This window comes from Serratia odorifera (genome assembly GCF_041448735.1).
Taxonomy (GTDB): Bacteria; Pseudomonadota; Gammaproteobacteria; order Enterobacterales; family Enterobacteriaceae; genus Serratia_F; species Serratia_F odorifera.
This window is the reverse complement of record NZ_JBGMUT010000013.1, coordinates 1-16,345: the sequence shown is the minus strand read 5'-3', so window position 1 is coordinate 16,345 and position 16,345 is coordinate 1. Positions and strand designations below refer to the sequence as shown.

The 16,345-nt window shown below is 44.0% G+C and carries 13 protein-coding genes and 1 pseudogene; 5 read left to right on the top strand and 9 right to left on the bottom strand.

The window, feature by feature from the left end; all coding sequences use genetic code 11:
• Positions 1 to 584 precede the first annotated feature (584 nt).
• The 4 genes from ACCC84_RS20960 (at position 585) to ACCC84_RS20945 (ending at position 4,105) form a co-directional block, all read left to right on the top strand.
• Positions 585 to 1,301: a winged helix-turn-helix domain-containing protein gene (locus ACCC84_RS20960; RefSeq protein WP_371902241.1), complete on the top strand. Its 717-nt coding sequence runs from the start codon at positions 585 to 587 to the stop codon at positions 1,299 to 1,301.
• Positions 1,298 to 1,771 carry a hypothetical protein gene (locus tag ACCC84_RS20955; RefSeq protein WP_371902240.1) on the top strand — a complete coding sequence of 158 codons (474 nt, stop codon included), beginning with the start codon at positions 1,298 to 1,300 and terminating at the stop codon, positions 1,769 to 1,771. The genes ACCC84_RS20960 and ACCC84_RS20955 overlap by 4 nt, the downstream gene beginning before the upstream one ends.
• 990 nt (positions 1,772 to 2,761) lie before the next feature.
• On the top strand, positions 2,762 to 3,160 hold the full coding sequence (locus tag ACCC84_RS20950) for a winged helix-turn-helix domain-containing protein (protein ID WP_371902239.1): 399 nt from the start codon (positions 2,762 to 2,764) through the stop codon (positions 3,158 to 3,160).
• Between the two features lie 375 nt (positions 3,161 to 3,535).
• Positions 3,536 to 4,105 (top strand): helix-turn-helix transcriptional regulator, encoded by a 570-nt coding sequence (locus ACCC84_RS20945; RefSeq protein ID WP_371902238.1) that lies wholly within the window; start codon positions 3,536 to 3,538, stop codon positions 4,103 to 4,105.
• A 749-nt stretch (positions 4,106 to 4,854) separates the two neighbouring features.
• Here ACCC84_RS20945 and ACCC84_RS20940 read toward each other — a convergent pair.
• The 7 genes from ACCC84_RS20940 to ACCC84_RS20910 form a co-directional block, all read right to left on the bottom strand.
• Positions 4,855 to 5,727, bottom strand: a complete 873-nt coding sequence (locus ACCC84_RS20940) for a DMT family transporter (RefSeq protein ID WP_371902237.1) — start codon at positions 5,725 to 5,727, stop codon at positions 4,855 to 4,857.
• Between the two features lie 64 nt (positions 5,728 to 5,791).
• Positions 5,792 to 6,340 (bottom strand): hypothetical protein, encoded by a 549-nt coding sequence (locus ACCC84_RS20935; protein WP_371902236.1) that lies wholly within the window; start codon positions 6,338 to 6,340, stop codon positions 5,792 to 5,794.
• A 1,215-nt stretch (positions 6,341 to 7,555) separates the two neighbouring features.
• Entirely contained in the window at positions 7,556 to 7,912 is a 357-nt protein-coding gene (locus ACCC84_RS20930) for an RNA-dependent RNA polymerase family protein (protein ID WP_371902235.1), read from the bottom strand.
• Between the two features lie 148 nt (positions 7,913 to 8,060).
• The gene (locus ACCC84_RS20925; RefSeq protein ID WP_371902234.1) at positions 8,061 to 8,621 is read right to left on the bottom strand and encodes a fimbrial protein; all 561 of its coding nucleotides are present in this window, start codon (positions 8,619 to 8,621) and stop codon (positions 8,061 to 8,063) included.
• A gap of 70 nt (positions 8,622 to 8,691) precedes the next feature.
• Positions 8,692 to 11,379, bottom strand: a complete 2,688-nt coding sequence (locus ACCC84_RS20920; RefSeq protein ID WP_371902233.1) for a fimbria/pilus outer membrane usher protein — start codon at positions 11,377 to 11,379, stop codon at positions 8,692 to 8,694.
• A 59-nt stretch (positions 11,380 to 11,438) separates the two neighbouring features.
• Positions 11,439 to 12,149: a fimbria/pilus periplasmic chaperone gene (locus ACCC84_RS20915; RefSeq protein ID WP_371902232.1), complete on the bottom strand. Its 711-nt coding sequence runs from the start codon at positions 12,147 to 12,149 to the stop codon at positions 11,439 to 11,441.
• 208 nt (positions 12,150 to 12,357) lie between these two features.
• Positions 12,358 to 12,831: a winged helix-turn-helix domain-containing protein gene (locus tag ACCC84_RS20910; protein WP_371902231.1), complete on the bottom strand. Its 474-nt coding sequence runs from the start codon at positions 12,829 to 12,831 to the stop codon at positions 12,358 to 12,360.
• A gap of 763 nt (positions 12,832 to 13,594) precedes the next feature.
• On the opposite strand from ACCC84_RS20910, the pseudogene ACCC84_RS20905 reads away from it, so the two are divergent.
• Positions 13,595 to 13,899 (top strand): annotated as a pseudogene (locus tag ACCC84_RS20905) (IS3 family transposase); the annotation flags it as partial.
• 270 nt (positions 13,900 to 14,169) lie between these two features.
• Here the strand turns inward: ACCC84_RS20905 and ACCC84_RS20900 are convergent.
• The gene (locus ACCC84_RS20900; protein WP_371902230.1) at positions 14,170 to 14,721 is read right to left on the bottom strand and encodes a hypothetical protein; all 552 of its coding nucleotides are present in this window, start codon (positions 14,719 to 14,721) and stop codon (positions 14,170 to 14,172) included.
• 256 nt (positions 14,722 to 14,977) lie between these two features.
• Complete coding sequence (locus ACCC84_RS20895) at positions 14,978 to 15,520, bottom strand: P-loop NTPase family protein (protein WP_371902229.1); 543 nt, start codon at positions 15,518 to 15,520, stop codon at positions 14,978 to 14,980.
• Between the last annotated feature and the right edge of the window lie 825 nt (positions 15,521 to 16,345).

Here is a 16,345-nt window from a genome sequence, read left to right as displayed (position 1 = left end):
TGTCAGCAAATTGATAACCGTAGTAAAAATTCAGGTTGAGATCCCAATTAGCTGGATTACCAGCTCGCTATAACAATGACTGATAGGTCATTTAGAACAAGACAGATGCATGCTGGATCTATTTAAACATTGTGGCTAATCGATTGTCCCGAAAACTGGGTGACTAAACCATTTCATTTGCCTCGGAATCATGAGGAAAGTCAGCGAATTTACTGTATTACTCGAATCAAGCATCCGCTATACTCGAAGAGATTTCAGCCAGTTACCGTGAAATGATTAGATAAAGCAAAGCCTGAGCCACCACGGAATTGTTGAAGTAACCGTCTCGCCTGCCCATGATAAATGCTTGACAAGAAAACAGAATGGATTGATTGTAATAATCATCTCTTCCTAGCGTCGAGATAAGATAACAATACCCCTTTTGTTAGTGATTAAACAAAAATATGTAACGAGAACGTTTATAAAAATAAGTGATTTTATTATTAATTACAAAAGAATACATAACCATTCAAACATGTAAAAAAGCTTAAGATTATATAAAATAACAATGCTATATTGACCGCCTTTTAGTCGTGGGGTGGGATATGAACTATATCTTTGAAGATATTATCGAATTTAACACCAGAGAGCATTGCCTTATCCATGCTAAAACCAATGATATCATACCGTTAAATATACCAGGAAGTAATCTCCTGGAGTATTTAATTAAAAACAAGGGCTCTGCAATCCCCCGTGATCGTTTACTCGATGATATCTTTAAAAAAAATGAACTGGTAGATAGCAGTAGTAATCTGAGTCAGAACCTATCTATGCTGAGGAAAGGATTCCGTGATTTGGGCATTGAGAAGGACATACTGGTCACCAAGCCAAGAGTAGGCGTCCTACTATCAGATGAAGTGAGACTGGATGTTATCAACGATAACAAGGCCAACGCCAATACAAAAAAAATCAATATAAAAAATAACAAAAAAACCATGCTAGTAGCCTGCTTTATATTTTCGATCATATTACTTTTTTGTTTTTTTGACATTCGCCTTATACGGTTGTTAAGCACGGAAAATGCAAACGAGGTAGTGAATATCGATGGTTGTGAGGTTCATATAATAAACAAAGATAATGACGCAAAAAGTAACGTTGAGAAATTATTAAAAAAGACAGCATTGCTATGTGACAAAAAAGATACTGTTTATTATCTTGACAATGACTCAATTAAAACAAAGTTTGAATCCCTTATACACTGCCGTAGTTCCGAGTCAAATACAAGAGAGTGTCATAGTTACCTTTACAGGAATATAATATGATAAGCAAAAGATGGATTACGATGAGTGTAATCATAACATTATTGATGGTATCTATTTCCCTGCTTGGGCGCACTTTCTATTCTAACTCGCAGACTTTCTCCTGTTCTGGCCAATCAAACATCCAAATCAACGATGGGGAATATATAAAAGCCAATATAAAAATTAACGTTCAAAATAAAAATTTAAGCATGACAATGAAAGGGTTTTACCATCAGAAAGATGGCTCTATGAGTAAAATTTACCGACAAGGCACATATCAGTTTAATCGATTAAATAATGAGCTGTATCAAGCAACGCTCGTCATGATTCAGCCGATCTTTACTGATGAGTCTCCTGAACACCTGAATAACCATATTTTTGGTATCAAGACGAGAGAATCACGTAACTTCAGAATGAAGAAAATCCACGATGGTCTACTGGTATTCGGTTCAGAGTATGCATGGATTTATTCATGCAAAACAGAGGTGTAGCCAGTTCCTGAACGGCCAGCCCTAAAGATTAGGCAATGCTACATAAAGGAGTGTGACATTCCCCCCGGTGTTTCCACTGCGCAGCATGGGACTGCTGGCGATACATGCATGTTATTCAGTATTTTCATTCAGTTTATCCTCGTACATATTGCTCCGCCCGGAGCCATTATCATGCCACCATTCAGATAAATACATTCCGTCACGTTGCCAATCTTGGAGCATATTCGCTTGTACAACCGGTCCGCCTGATTTTAAACAGCGTCACTATGCCGAGTTTGCGTTAACAGTTGCTGGATATCCCCCCCCTTCCTATTATCCTTCCACTAAAATTTTATCCCGGCTCAAAGATGCCAAGATCTTTTGGTCGGTTCGACAAGTTCTCTCCCTCTCCCTCTCCCTCTCCCTCTCCATCAGATTAGGATTATCTGCATGCGATACATTTTCGTAGATATTCCCGAGCCTTTCTCACAATAACTTGAGAAGACTTTACTTTTTTCACCATATCATTTATGTAAAAAAGCTGAAAAATAGCTCAACAAACCTTAAATAAACTAAAAAACAGACAAACAAACTAAATAAACGAAAGGTTGCAGTTTTAGATATAAAAATAACAGCCAAAGAGATAAATTTTAACTCAAGTAAAGATGATAGGAGAACATCTTATATAAGTTATTCACGCGAATCTTTTAAACATTTATTTAACAAAAAGATTAATATTTGGTTTTGGATGTATAAAAGACACTTTCATCTTCATAGGATTATTTTTTTTGAGATGTGAGTTTCCGTGATGATTTTTATCATCACCGTTACATCCATTTAAATAAAACAAAAAAACAAGATTAGATCTTGCTTCACTGGGTTTAGGCATCACTTTAAACTTCATAAATTATTTTTTTAAAGTATGGGTTTAAATAGTATGATTTAGATATATGATAAACAAATAAACGGAACCTCTGGACATCTGAACATGGAGTGATTACGGACATGCATATGAGTAAATTATATGGATATCTTATTGATTCCTCAGTTCTCTATTTACCTTTACAACACCAGGTTATTAGCAATCGTGGCGAGGTATGCCACTTAAGAAAGACCATGGGCGAACTACTTGATTATCTTATGCAGAATGCTGACAAAGGGATTGTTACGGATGACGATATTATCTTTAGTGTATGGGAAAGGAACAATCTGTCCGGCTCCTACAGTCGCCTTTGGCAGGTAATGCGGGGTTTAAAAAGCAAACTGGAAAAGGTTGGTATTCAAAGAGAATTATTTATACGTGCCAGAGGACAAGGGTATTACCTTGTTCCTGCCAGGGTAATTCCACTTTATACCAAAAATAAAACTAACATTAAGGTCCAAAAGAAAAACAGCATAGACATGAGTTAATCCAGCCTTAATTAAATAAAAAATAGGCGATCTGAAATTACCTTTCTATCAAAAAATATTTTTATAGTATATTCAAGAGCAATGTAGCTTACAATACCACAATGGAAATCAACGTACCAGTTATTGTATCAATAAAGTTCATTATATCTCTCTAAATACGGGAAGATTAGAACTGACATCCATGACGAGTGGATAACGTTAGTTATAACGATATTAACATCGCTATATTTATAAATAAGTCATACCATAATAATTGGATGTAGCCCTAAACATTAATAATGCTGCTAACAGGAGATGCCTCATAGATAGCCCGTATATATTTAAATGAGGACTTTAAGTTTGTGAATGCGTTAAACTCGATGGAGGTATAAAGATATGTATATTTTTTCTTCTGATGAATTTCTTACCCTTGGACTGGTTGAATTACAACGCTATTTACCGCTAGCTAAAAAAGATAACATTTGGATCATTGACTCAGGGAAAGATAATCTCTATGTTTTTATGAGCACATCAATAGTTAACATTACATGCCATGATCCATTTACTGCTCTGAATAACAGTCGATATAAGGCGTTCCCACGCAATGCCACTTTGGATCAACTTTATTATTTTCTCTCAAGCGTAGCCAAGGAAAGCGTTTACTGGCCTAAAAAGCATGCCTTAACAGAAATGGAAGAACGGATAATACGGGGTATTCATCACGGAATCAGCTTAATCGATATAGGAAATCAACAAGGCATAAGTAACAAAAGGATTAGCTTTCACAGAAAAAACATACTACGTAAACTAGATATTGATAATATGTCAGTGCTAGTCACTCTGTTGCATGTATGGGCTGAGTTCTGGCGAGTTTTTCAGACACTGGAAAGCAATAAAAGCGGTAAAATAAACACCAAGAAAACTGACGGACTCACGCGCATCCCTTTGATGAAACAGTTCCATTAACATAATGAAACGATGGACTCGAGATGATAATAAGACACATGAGCGTTAAAAATATATAAATAGCACCCTTGGGTTCCGGATAATTTTCCACATATGCTGTTGTAGCAAACAGAAACGGAGAGATACTTCTTACTTAAAATGATGAAATAACGCCACGAAACTGGCTGTTACATATCATATTTTCACCACTTTCACAAATAAAAATACTTATTACGGATATATATCCCTTCTACCTTCTTTGCTAGCACAAGAATAGATATCCCAAGAGCAACGCCCAAAAAAAATATGTCAGCCTACTCAAGATTGCGACCGGCACGGCAGGTAAACCAAAAAAATAATGGTAGTTCAAACCGCAGGCCTGAGATTATAGGTGGCCATAAGTAACCTTTAATCTAGAGCAGCATAGCTTTATCCTCTGATAGTCATTGCTCACGGTAGATGATAACCGGTATGGGTCCTATAAAACCTAATGCACCGATAAATATTAAAATAAGCCGTGACGAAAATAAAGGTAAGAGCAGCAGATATAATTCTATGCGATCTCCTGTCGTTTTTTCTCAGTGGCGACACAAACGCCTGCCTCAGTTCGTGGGAAACGGAAAACAATAACAGACCGTACATCAGCACAACCGGAAGGTGATAAAACCACTTATATATCATTATACTAAATCACCTCCGAGCTCCGTATCAGAGTGCAGAACAACCAGATAAAAGCGCTGCATACTGGTTTTTTCTTTCGCATTTATCGTTCATGATTTTTTATCTGTTTTCAGGAAAATTAGCAGACTCAGCAGGATAATGCCCCCGCCGATAATCGTCGCTACATCGGGATAATGTCCAGTAACGACATATTCCAGCAACAGCGCCAGGCATGGTGTCATAAACATCCAGTTCGTCACCTGCCCAGTATTTTCTGCCAGTGATAGCGCCTTTCCCCAGGTAACGTATGCTAATGCACCGGGGAAAATGCCCAAAAGAAACACCAACACCATCGGCCCCGGCCGTGCGCGGTGCAGCTCGTTCAGCGCTTCCGAGGCATATCCCATTAGCCACAATGTGCCAAACAAAAAGCTGTAAGCCGTCATCTGTAGGGCTGAAATCCTCCGAGTCATCAGGCGCTGCATCATATTATAGACAGCCAACAGAACGGCGGCCCCCAGCATCCAGATAACTCCCTGCGATACCTGCAACGAGCCCTGCTGCAGCACAATAAATGCCACGCTGGAAAACGCAGCCAGCGTGGCCAGCCACTGTCGTAAGCGCAGCTTTTCTTTAAATATCACCCGTGCAAGAAGTGCGCTTATTATAGGACACAGAGCGATAATTATGCTGGCAGTCGTCGGATTAAGGAACAGGCTGCCGGTATTAAAAGCTAAAAAATAGAGAGCAAAACCGCACGTGCCAGAAAGAATAAAAGCAGGGATATCGCGCCAGGCCACTGCCAGCTGCCGATGACAGGCCAGCAAAGTCATCAGGCACAGCGTTGCCACCCCGCAACGCAGCAGCCCGAGAGTACCGGCTGAAAAGGTCAGTAAGGCGGCTTTGGTATACACATAAGCACCGGACCACATTACCACTGTCAGCAAGGCGTAAACCTGACTGCGCAAGATATCCTTGTTCATCTGTCCTCCGTGTGGTGCCCGGGTTATTCTCCTGTCCGGGGCGACGTCGTTACCCCGGATGTGCTCAGTATTTCAGCGAGGAGAGTGCTTCCACACCCGCAGCGCTATATTTGTCTTTCAGGTCCGTGGTGCTGTTAAACGTGGTAATTAACAGTTTGCCGTCAAGGGAGGACAACTGCATCACGTTATAAATCCCGCCGTCGGGATTACCCGCATCCGGCGTGGTCATCTGCAGACGCTGCATTTTTTTACCGTTTACGGTAACTTCAGAGGCTTCCGGTGAAAATGCGCTCAGCTGCTTTTTCATCACCCCGGCAAATTCCGGAAGCTGGGACTCTTTCATCGGGCTGGCGGTCATGCTGAAGGCCAGGGTCACCTTTCCGCCTTCGCTTTCTACATACCAGGCTTCTTTTGGTCGCTGCGCTGTATCATATTTTTTCACCAGCATCTCATCTGGCATTCTCTTGTATCCCTCGGGCAGCACAATGGACGCTTTACCGTCAAGAATTTTGGTGCTGTTGACATCCACTGCACTATCGCTGCTGCTGTCGCAGGCAGAGAGAACCAGTGTGGAACAAACGAGTACAGAACTAAATAACAGTCGGTATTTCATGATTACACTCCTTGTGTTTATAAATAAAAAAGAATAGTTGTTCCTGTATTTGAAACGCTATTTACTCCACGATTTTTCCCTTCTTTATTCCTCACCCTTTAAACCTTAAATATCACCAGACACAAAATATGTATCTTTCCTTTCTTACAATTGATGGGAGTGGCATTTCACTTTGGATGGTTAAAAATCTTGCAATGAAAATTATCATTAATCGTTAAAATTTCCGGTACTTATAAAATTTCACCTTACAAATAATCATACCCCTGTCCGTAATAATTAATTTTGAATACCCACCAACATGAAAAATCAGAAACGCACCTTTGAAAATCACTAATTCGGTGTAAGGGTCAAGGTGCCCACACACTGAAATTCACCAATACGGTCCGGTGTGACAGACACTTTTAGTTCATTAATAAGGTTGTCTGCTACCAGGGCCGAGTCTACATTATTCGGTGTCAGAACCACAGTTCCCCCGCCTCCACCGTCGGCAACATGTAGTTGTGGCGCCCATCGGTCACATGGTTCATTGATTGACCAATCCAGCCCATAGCTCCCTACATAGCGACTATGCACCCTCATAGTAAACGGAAATTCCAAGGTATCACCCAGTTGTCCCCTCACATGCCCGGGACGGCTAATTTCAACACCGTAGTAGAACTTAAACCCCAGACTCACTTGAAATGTATACGAAGGCTCAGTCAATTTAACACCATTCCGCGTCCTGATCTCATTAACACCAGACAAATCCATATTGCAGACTGCGGAGAAATTGGATCTGCCCGCATATATCCCAGGAACAAAATCGATCTTCCACAACAGCGACGCCATTCCACTAGTATTGGCATATTCAGAATAACCTCTTTCTCCCACGGTTGCGCCAGGAACGCCTCCGGCAGCCCAGTAAAGCGACAAACGAGTCCCACCTTCGTCCATAGGATTTCCCTCCCCTTCAATAGAGCACCGGACATTCAGAGTTTCAGTTCCAAAGCCGGCACAAGGAGCCTGGGTTCCACCACTAGCATAATTACCCCGAAAGCACTGGTAGACAAATCCTCCACTATAAACCCGAGAGGTACCGGGAGAACTTTCGTCGACATACACACTTTGTACGTGATCCCCATCAGGGCTCACCACTATGTAATCGGCCAGGCTGGCGGGCGAGACGACAAGTAGCACGAGCGCTAAGGAGGTCCAATATTTTGTCAGAGGCACTTGCTATACTCCTGTTGATAGTTTTCTTCCATAATTCCCTGTATCTCTGCACCCGTAATTTTGCTTCTTGGTCGGAAAAACCTTGCTACGGGCCTGCTCAAAAAGCTGCAGACATCGGTCATGGTGGCTTTGTAAACCCCGGTTCGATGGCGTCGTGCCATCCGGCCCGAACCACAGTCCCAGCCAGTCAAAGCCGTATTCCAGCCTGCCGGTCTGAGTTTTATCCGTGTAGCACTCAAAGCCGCTGAGTTCCAGATACTCAGCCAGCCGCGCAATTCCCCGGCTCAGTTGCCAGCGCGTTCGCGTCAGCAGTAAAAAGTCGTCCATATAGCGGAAATAAAACGTTTCTTCCGGGTTCATCTCCCGAAAGCTCCAGGCCATTCCTCCACCAGCGCCACCACAGATGCCAGACTCTAGCATTCGGTGGCGCTGTCCTTCTTTAACGGCACAGCCAGCTAAATACGGCAAACCATGCGTTATTCATACAGGATGCCCGTCGGAGATTGCGTTATGGATAATGCACGACCAAAATACCTTGTGTATCCAGTGTCCCCGCCGTAACTGCTCCCTCTGTAGTTCTAACCAGCTTGGCCTTAAGAGGTACCAAGTGCGGACCGGTTCCTGAACTCAAACTCGTGTATTCCCCCATTGCCGCAGTGTTAATGGTCAGCTCAGTGTCTGTTGCCGGACCACCATAGACTTTAACACCAACACCGGCAGCGGTTCCGGATACGTTATCCAGCGAGATGTTATCGGCAGCCGCTGTTCCCCTGAATGTAATATTCACATCTTCGGCACTAGCACCACAGTTAGTAAATGAAAGAGAGAATTCCTCTTCCGCCGCTTCTGTACCAATTGCGGTACCAAAATTAGACAGTGATACACGCCCAAAATCGACGGTGTTGTTGGCACTATCCGTTACCGTCGGAGTATCACAAGTGTTGTCGAGAATGGTACCGGTGAAAGTAACTGACACATCAACAGGGTTAGCCAGCACATTGCCCGAAACCACCGCCAAAGAAGCCACCATCAGGCCGGACAGCAGAGTTTTTTTGAAATTAACTACCATAGTAAGTTTTCCTTTTTACTGTGTTATATAGTGACCGTTCGTGGTCGCCGATGAATGAAGCCCCTGTGCGTTATCGCTGCACACAGACTTCAGATAGTTGTATTGGGGAACTCTGCATTTGCTGCTCTGTTATTCGGTAGCGCACCGTACATTTGTGGTTCGCTCCCTTGCCCCACTGCACCTGCAATTCGCCTTCGCTCTCCATGCCCGACAGGAACACCACCCCATCGTCGCCGGTAATACCGCTGCTATTACTCCCTGATACGGTAGTGCCGAAAGGCAGCGGCTTGCCTTGATAAGTCAGGCGCATCAGTACACGTACTCCGCTATGCGCCTTAAAGTCAGCCCGAACCAGTGCGCCCCGAGTCGGTACCACCCGCACGGAGGTCTCCTCCAACTCGGTCTGCTCATCAAGGCTTGATGCGTCCAGCTCGACCCGCGTTTCGCGGTACTCGCTGCTGTAAGGCAGCAGTGCGTAGCCGCGCCAGTCGGTTTTCACCCCGGTGCCGTTGCTGACCGGAACGCCTGCCGCGCCCGGTGCCGCCACCAGAATACTGGTGGTTCCCGGCTGCTGGCCCAGGGTCAGACCATTGCGGTGCACTACCGCGCCACCGCTGATGCCGTAGTTCACCTGACGGTAATCCTGGCTGTAGCTGTAGCCCAGCGAGGCGCTGCCATAGGTGCCGCGATAGTCGACGTTTGCGTTGCCGCTGCCGCCGTCCTCGCCACCATTGTCTCCCTGACGGGTGTAGCCCTGCTGAAGGTTCCAACTGAGGTTATGGTCTTCCAGCAGCGTGCCGCTGAGGCCTGCGGTGTAGCTGGTGCGCCCATTGCTGTTGCGGCTGGCATTACCGGTCAGCCGGGTCTGCGGCCCGCGAATATCCTGCTTGCCCGGCAACAACGCGCTGAGAGGCAGCGAGAATGATAAGTTGGCCGTGCGGTCCGAGTGTGCCTGATTACTGCCCTTGCTGTAGCTCCACGACAGGTTGTAGTTCACCGGCCCCAGGCTGGCGTTATACCCGGCCATCAACGAGTCGGTGGTACTATCGCTATTCCAGTAACTCTGCCGGGTTCCCGTCAGATACAAAGAGCCGTAGCGACCGAAACGCTGCGTAATATTGGCCTGCATCCGCGACTTTTTGGTGTTGTACAGGTTGTAATAATCGGTATAGGGGCGCTGTACTGGGCGGCCCTCCGCATCCAACGAGTCGTAGTCGTACAGCCAACCGGACATTCCTTTCAGGGCGGTCTCGTCCAGGGTGTGGAATCCCCTTGTCGAATAGCGATACCCTGCCAGCCGGAAGGTGGTCCCCAGTGAATTCATCGAGCGGGCATACAAAAACCGCACCGACTGACCTTTATGGCTGCTGCCATCCGCCAGCTCACTGCTGGCGTGAGTAAAGTCAGCGGACAATGCGCCCCAGCCCGCCATGTTGACCCCGGCGCCTACCATGCCAGCGTGGTATTTCTCAGCCATTTGCATACCACCGTAAACGGTTGTGTTGTAAGGCAGGCCCCATTGCAGGGTACCTTGGGCGAATTCCGGGTCGTCATAACGATCGCTGTTGCTACGAAAACGCCCTGCTGCGACGCTATAGCGCATCCGCCCCTCGCGTTGTAACAGCGGTACCGATGAGTACGGCACGACAAAAGTACGGGCGGTGCCATCGGCTTCGGTGACGGTCACATCCAGGTCACCGCCAGTGGAGACCGGATACAGGTCATCAATCACAAAGGCGCCCGGCGGAACAAACGTCTGATACATTAGGTTGCCGTTCTGGCGAATACTGACCCGGGCGTTGCTGAATGCTGCCCCCTTCACCAATGGCGCAAAGCCGCGCTGGGTATCAGGGTACATACTGTCATCAGTGGCCAGTCGCGCCCCTTTGAAGGAAAACGCATCGAACAAATCGCCGTCAGTGGTCGTCTCTCCCAGCAGCAGGCGGCTGCGCAGAGGGATAATCGCTCGCTCGACATAGGTGTTCAGTCGACTCCACTTGCTGCTGCTGCGACCGCCGGTGGTGGTGTAACGGCTCCAGGTTCGGTTGTCACGCAGGCGCCAGGGGCCAACGTTCAGGCCGTTGTCCAGGTTAAGATAAAGGTTACTGCTGTCCATGCCGGTACTGCGGCTGTGGCTGTTGCTGCCGTTCAGGCGGTAACCGAGCAGCAGCGCGTTGATGCCCTCATCCCAACGTTCCGGCGGGATCCATCCTCTGGGCTGGTTTTTCACCATCGCCTGTGGAATGCTGATATCGAGACGCATTTTCTCGAAGTCGAACGTGGTATATGCCTGCGAAATATAACGACCCGGTGAAATACACTGGTCCTCCGCCAGCCCGGTCATCGAAGGTACGGCTTCCATTTTCAGACCAATATCACGCCAGTCGTCCGGGGTCAGACAGGCCATCAGGCCGGTAGCATCGCGGATATCCTTACCTTTCTCCGCCGTAACTTCGCGGGGGGTATCCGGCACGCTGTCGACGGTCACAAAGCGCACACTACGGGCAGCCAGCCAGTTTCCGTTGAGATACATTTCTACCTCATAGCTGCCGGGCATCTGGGTTCCAGCCGGAGTCAGGTAGGAAAGATCGGCGATCGCATCGGGGTCAACAGAGACTAACGCCGGCGGAAAATACATCTCCGCGTAGCTCAGCGCAGGCAAGGCCAGCAGTATCAGAGCAGCCAGTGGACGCAGAGAGGGCTGTCGACGTGACATTACCCAGAGCCGGTTGTTACGGGCCTGATGATTCTTTTTCATTATTGTTCTCTCCCTGCTGTCCTGTTTCTGTTCCGTCGCAAATCGGGTTCTGGTTAATATCAGTTGACGCTTTTGGTGATTACCGGGGTCAACGCGCCGTGATCGCCAATCGTGCGATAGGCCACGCTGCGGCTACCGGCGGGCAACGCCACGCTGACTTTCCCCTTCGGCGGAACCATCACGGAATTCATCTTCTGGCTGCCGACTTTCAAATCCGTCAACGTCAGGTAGTAGGGAGAGGGATTGCCGATCTCCAGTTGTCCACCACTCCTACGGAAGGTCAGCATCTCCGGTGCTTCCGCAACCGCAGGCTTGAGACCAGCAGGGCGAACAAACAGCTTGATGCGGTTGGCCGATGCCAGAATCAGCGAGTTTTTCCCTGCCGTGGCTTCGCGGCTGACAGAAGGAATGGCCTTGGCGACAAAGTAGTACAGGGACTCGCGATCCTGCGGCAGTTGACCGCCGGTATAAACCAGGCGCAGGGTATTGCCGTTCTGCGGCTTACTGACGTAAAGCGGAGGAGTAGCAACAAAGTCCTTGCTCTTTTTGCCGTCGGCATTTTCCACCCACGACTGCACCAGGAAGGTGTCCGTGCGGGAGGTGTTAGTCAGGTTGACCGTGGTTTGTTTAGCCCCATACGGGTAAATAATGCGTGTCCCCTGAATGGAGATACCCCCTTCAGCGACCGCGGTCAGTGGCAGCAGCCCCAAGGCTACCGTCATCAGGCCGGTAGCCGCTTTTTTACTTAAATAACTAGCTATCGCTAACATTACCTTCACCTATTTATTTCTGAGCACTGCCGAATATATAAATGGCACAGTCAGCCCTGCTATTAAAATTCAGCACTATTACCCAGACACTTCATTATATTTCTAACCTATTCAAATGTGACCATTCATACCGCAGCATTTAGGCTACAGATAATACCCACACATGAACGTATTTATCGAAAAGTTAATTAATCAGAATCAACCCCGGTTAAATGACATCACGATAGCGAAGAGTTTTATTTTTTTCGCTCGCATTAACAGCACTGTTTCTTTTCACGGTTCGTGTATACAACGGTGTTATTTTATCATTTACCAGGTAGTATCCCTTCCCTCTGACGCGAACAAATAAATTGCTCTTGATGCCAAGCTTGCTGAGGTTCCTATTTAAATTCTGCATAACCTGCCATAAGCGGTTGTACGTACCAGAAAGATCGTTCCTTTCCCATACGTTAATAATGATTTCATCATCGGTTACAACACCTTTTTCAGAGTGCTGTATAAGATAAAAAAGCAACTCGCTCATCGTATTTCTTAGTTGGCATGAATAACCTCTGTGGCTAATCAGTTGCTGTTGTGATGGTAAATAAAGAACAGAGGAATCGATGAGATATCCATACAGTTTGTTTATATGCATGTCCGTCACTGCTCCATATTCAGATTTTCCATATTGTTCATTTATCATATCGTTTTAGCACCACAATTAAACCCAAACTATAAAATAAATATACATGAAGTTAAAAAAACCAAGAAAGCAACAAAAACAAAAACAAAACACCAAATAAAAAACAAACACCAAGCAAAAGGTTCAAATTATTTTAAAAAACAAAAACAAACCATGAATAAATAATAAAAAATACAATGAAGATGTAAACTCCTTATATATTCAGAAAAAAATATATTAATCCGATCGTTAATGAAATGTTTTTCAAGCATTGCATTGATGTTTCATAATAATATTTCCTACTCCTGTTTTTGCTGTAAACAGTTTCCCAACCTTCAATCCTGATTAATATCTAAATCTGCTAAATGAATATTATTTAGTTAAATTAACTACATTTTAATAAAAAACCGACATATTAAACCAGAAAACACACTTTATTATTGATAAACACATGGGAGGAATGGAAAAAAAAGAAGAATTACAATGCTAAAAAATCTCGCGATTTCTTAAGACACTCTTTGACGCCAAGTCATTTGGTTTATAGATTGATTAACGAGAGGCAAAACCGTGTTTACCCCCAGACATATGATAAACATCCGTCAGACTTTCGACACTGCTAATTGAATGGCAGACAAAAATGAGGTTCAGAGCTACCTGGTATCAAGCTTAGATCTTTGAGATAACGGCAGGCAGTTCTATCAGTTTGTTATCCTTGATAGACCTATGGCCAAATATTCTTTTCAACGCTGCTTATCGTCTGTTCGCGATAAAAAGCTGACGCATGGTCATCGTGCATTTTAACCAGGGGAGCCAGTACGACAGGCAACGCTTCTGCCGAGCAATAACCAGAGACCATGCATGAGCGAGCGAAATAACTGCTGAGATAATCCAGTTGATAAATTGTTCTTCAGTTGACTAAAAAACGAACGCATCAGAAAGCGTATATAAAACCAGGGATCTGGCCCAGGCGGATAATAACTTCGATTACATGAAGTCTTCTACAACCGGGCCCGGTGCCACAACCATCTAGGCGGCGTCAGCCCTGAGACCTTCGAACAGACCTCGTCATGTAGTAAGCTCAGTGACTAGGCATACGGATTTTAAAATCAATAACCAAGACATCCCTAATGAGCCATAAAGAGACATAAAGAGACATAAAGAGACATTATCTTTGAGCCCTACACAATAAGCGCACGAACCATGACCGTACAAAGACCAAGTTACTTTTCCACCAGAAGACAGCAGGAATGCCTTCTGTGGACAATTTTATACATAGGCCAATCTCATCATGCTCTAACATCTACCTGCGGGATGGTCGATTAGTCCGTCAGAAAAATAACCTATTTCGCCATGATGCCATTACCTAAATATTTTTCTGACCCCCCATAATGCTGGGAAAATCAGCGCGGGGATTATCAAACCTAAGCCTAGAATAAGTAATACGCCTTCCACTGACATATCCCGGAAAAAATCCGGCCCCTCATGCTTACGAACTAAGGCTATGAGCATCACTAGACCGATGGTATACACCTTTAAAAAACGGACCAAAGGATGTCCATTACTGGCCACTTTTGCCAGTAATGGCTCTCTATATGTAGGAAAGAGATCCTCCTCTCTCATCACCAAATCCTTGTCACCTGTGACGAACTCGTCATCAATACGTAGCTGAAGACCCTGAGTTAAGCCCTGCTTCTTCGGTGCTGAAATCGCGGTAATTTGGTGCATCCTTCCACTGAGAACACTGTCTGCGACAAGAATATTCTGAATTCGTTTTCTTGAGTAATTGGAGCGCGCCACCACCTGGTTATCAATCTTAAGCACCTCACGGTTGGCAAGTTTTAGAGGATTAAACTCAATATAAAATTCAATACAATGCTCACCGGATATAAACCGGATTGATTTTGACTTCATTACTATATCCTTCTGATAATACTCGTTTCATTCAATCTATAATTTTAATAACCTATAAGCACTCTGAACTCAAAGTGTCAGACTATCCGCTCATGTTTATCAATCAGCAGTTCAACTTATTATAACCAGTGGAACATGTATTAAAAAATGCAACCACTCCACTTAACCTAAGAAGCATCACAACAAAACCATCCTCTACCAAATAACTTTGCAATTAGTTTATTTAATTATTAAATATAAACCAAAACTTACTTAATTAGTCAGACTTCTGATGAAGAATCAATCCAGATATTTCTTCACAATAAATGGAAATCAATGGGTGGTAGCGGAGAAAACCAAATCTTGTCACCAGACCATACCGTAAATGATAAGCTGACTTATATGAGATATTGAAATGAGAAGATATTTTAAACATATCCCACCCGGAATTAAAAAACTGCAAAAATTTTAAATCAACAGAACTTATTCTTGGTGCAACATAATCCATGCAGTGCTTTGTTTTTTGTATAAACTCACCTACAGTGCTTCTTTTAGATATAAGAGTGTAATTATAGTCTATATAGGTAGACTGGATATCCACAACAAAAATGATGTTATTTAATACACCATCCGATAGATGTAGGATCTGAGCTTCCCTCACCGACGGAATATCAATGATAACCAAATCATAGTCTGCCATCATATTATCTAATACATGTTGATTTGACTTTTTATCTTCACATTCCAACCCTTCACTTTGGAGAAGGTTCAGCATTCCGTAAGAAAAGTATCGATCGTTAGAAATTAATAGTATTTTCATAACCAAACCATTTTAATGCATAACCTTGCACACAGATATTGGTAAAATAATTTTACATCCACTATTTCTCTTGGATTAAGGAGCAGTTGAAACAACTATATGCCAGAAAAAAAATAGCTCACCCCACTTTTGTAAGCCAAAAAGATATGTATACCAAACCCTAGGTCACTAAAATTCCTACAGCCACTTTACCGCTAGGTAGTCAACAAAAATACATTCCATGCTCGACGCATATCACAACATGCGAACTGTTCCAAATCGCTACTTACATAAAAGGTCATCTTACTTATACTCTCCGATGCTCCGATTAATAAAATAACGTCATATGATGGTTTAAAATAAATAAAATTGCAGCATTATTAAATCAATCCCTCATAAAATGGAATTAAAGAACATATTTTACCCCCCCTCTCTAAGGAAAATAGATAGCAATATTATTTAGTAAACGCAAACAAAATTAAGAGAAATAAGTAAAAAAAACATTTTCCACTTTATATATAAATGATGTGAAATTATTTTATCAAATCAAACCATGTTATATTATCCATATAGAAACCCCCTCAACGACAGTTATATAGGTCTTTGTTTTTTAAAAAATCCACTTGATAGTAGTTTTATCTTTATGAAGGCAAAAGATATACATTGGCATTATCTTTGTCATGAACCATCAATATATAAATGAAAATGTGATCTCTTCCCTTTGTTCAGTACCGGCGTAAAGTAGAGTTTTCGGCCTTTCTTCTCCTGCAAAAAGAGGTCATCTGACATGAAAAAGACACGTTATACCGAAGAACAGATCGCATTTGCCCTGAAACAGGCGGAAAC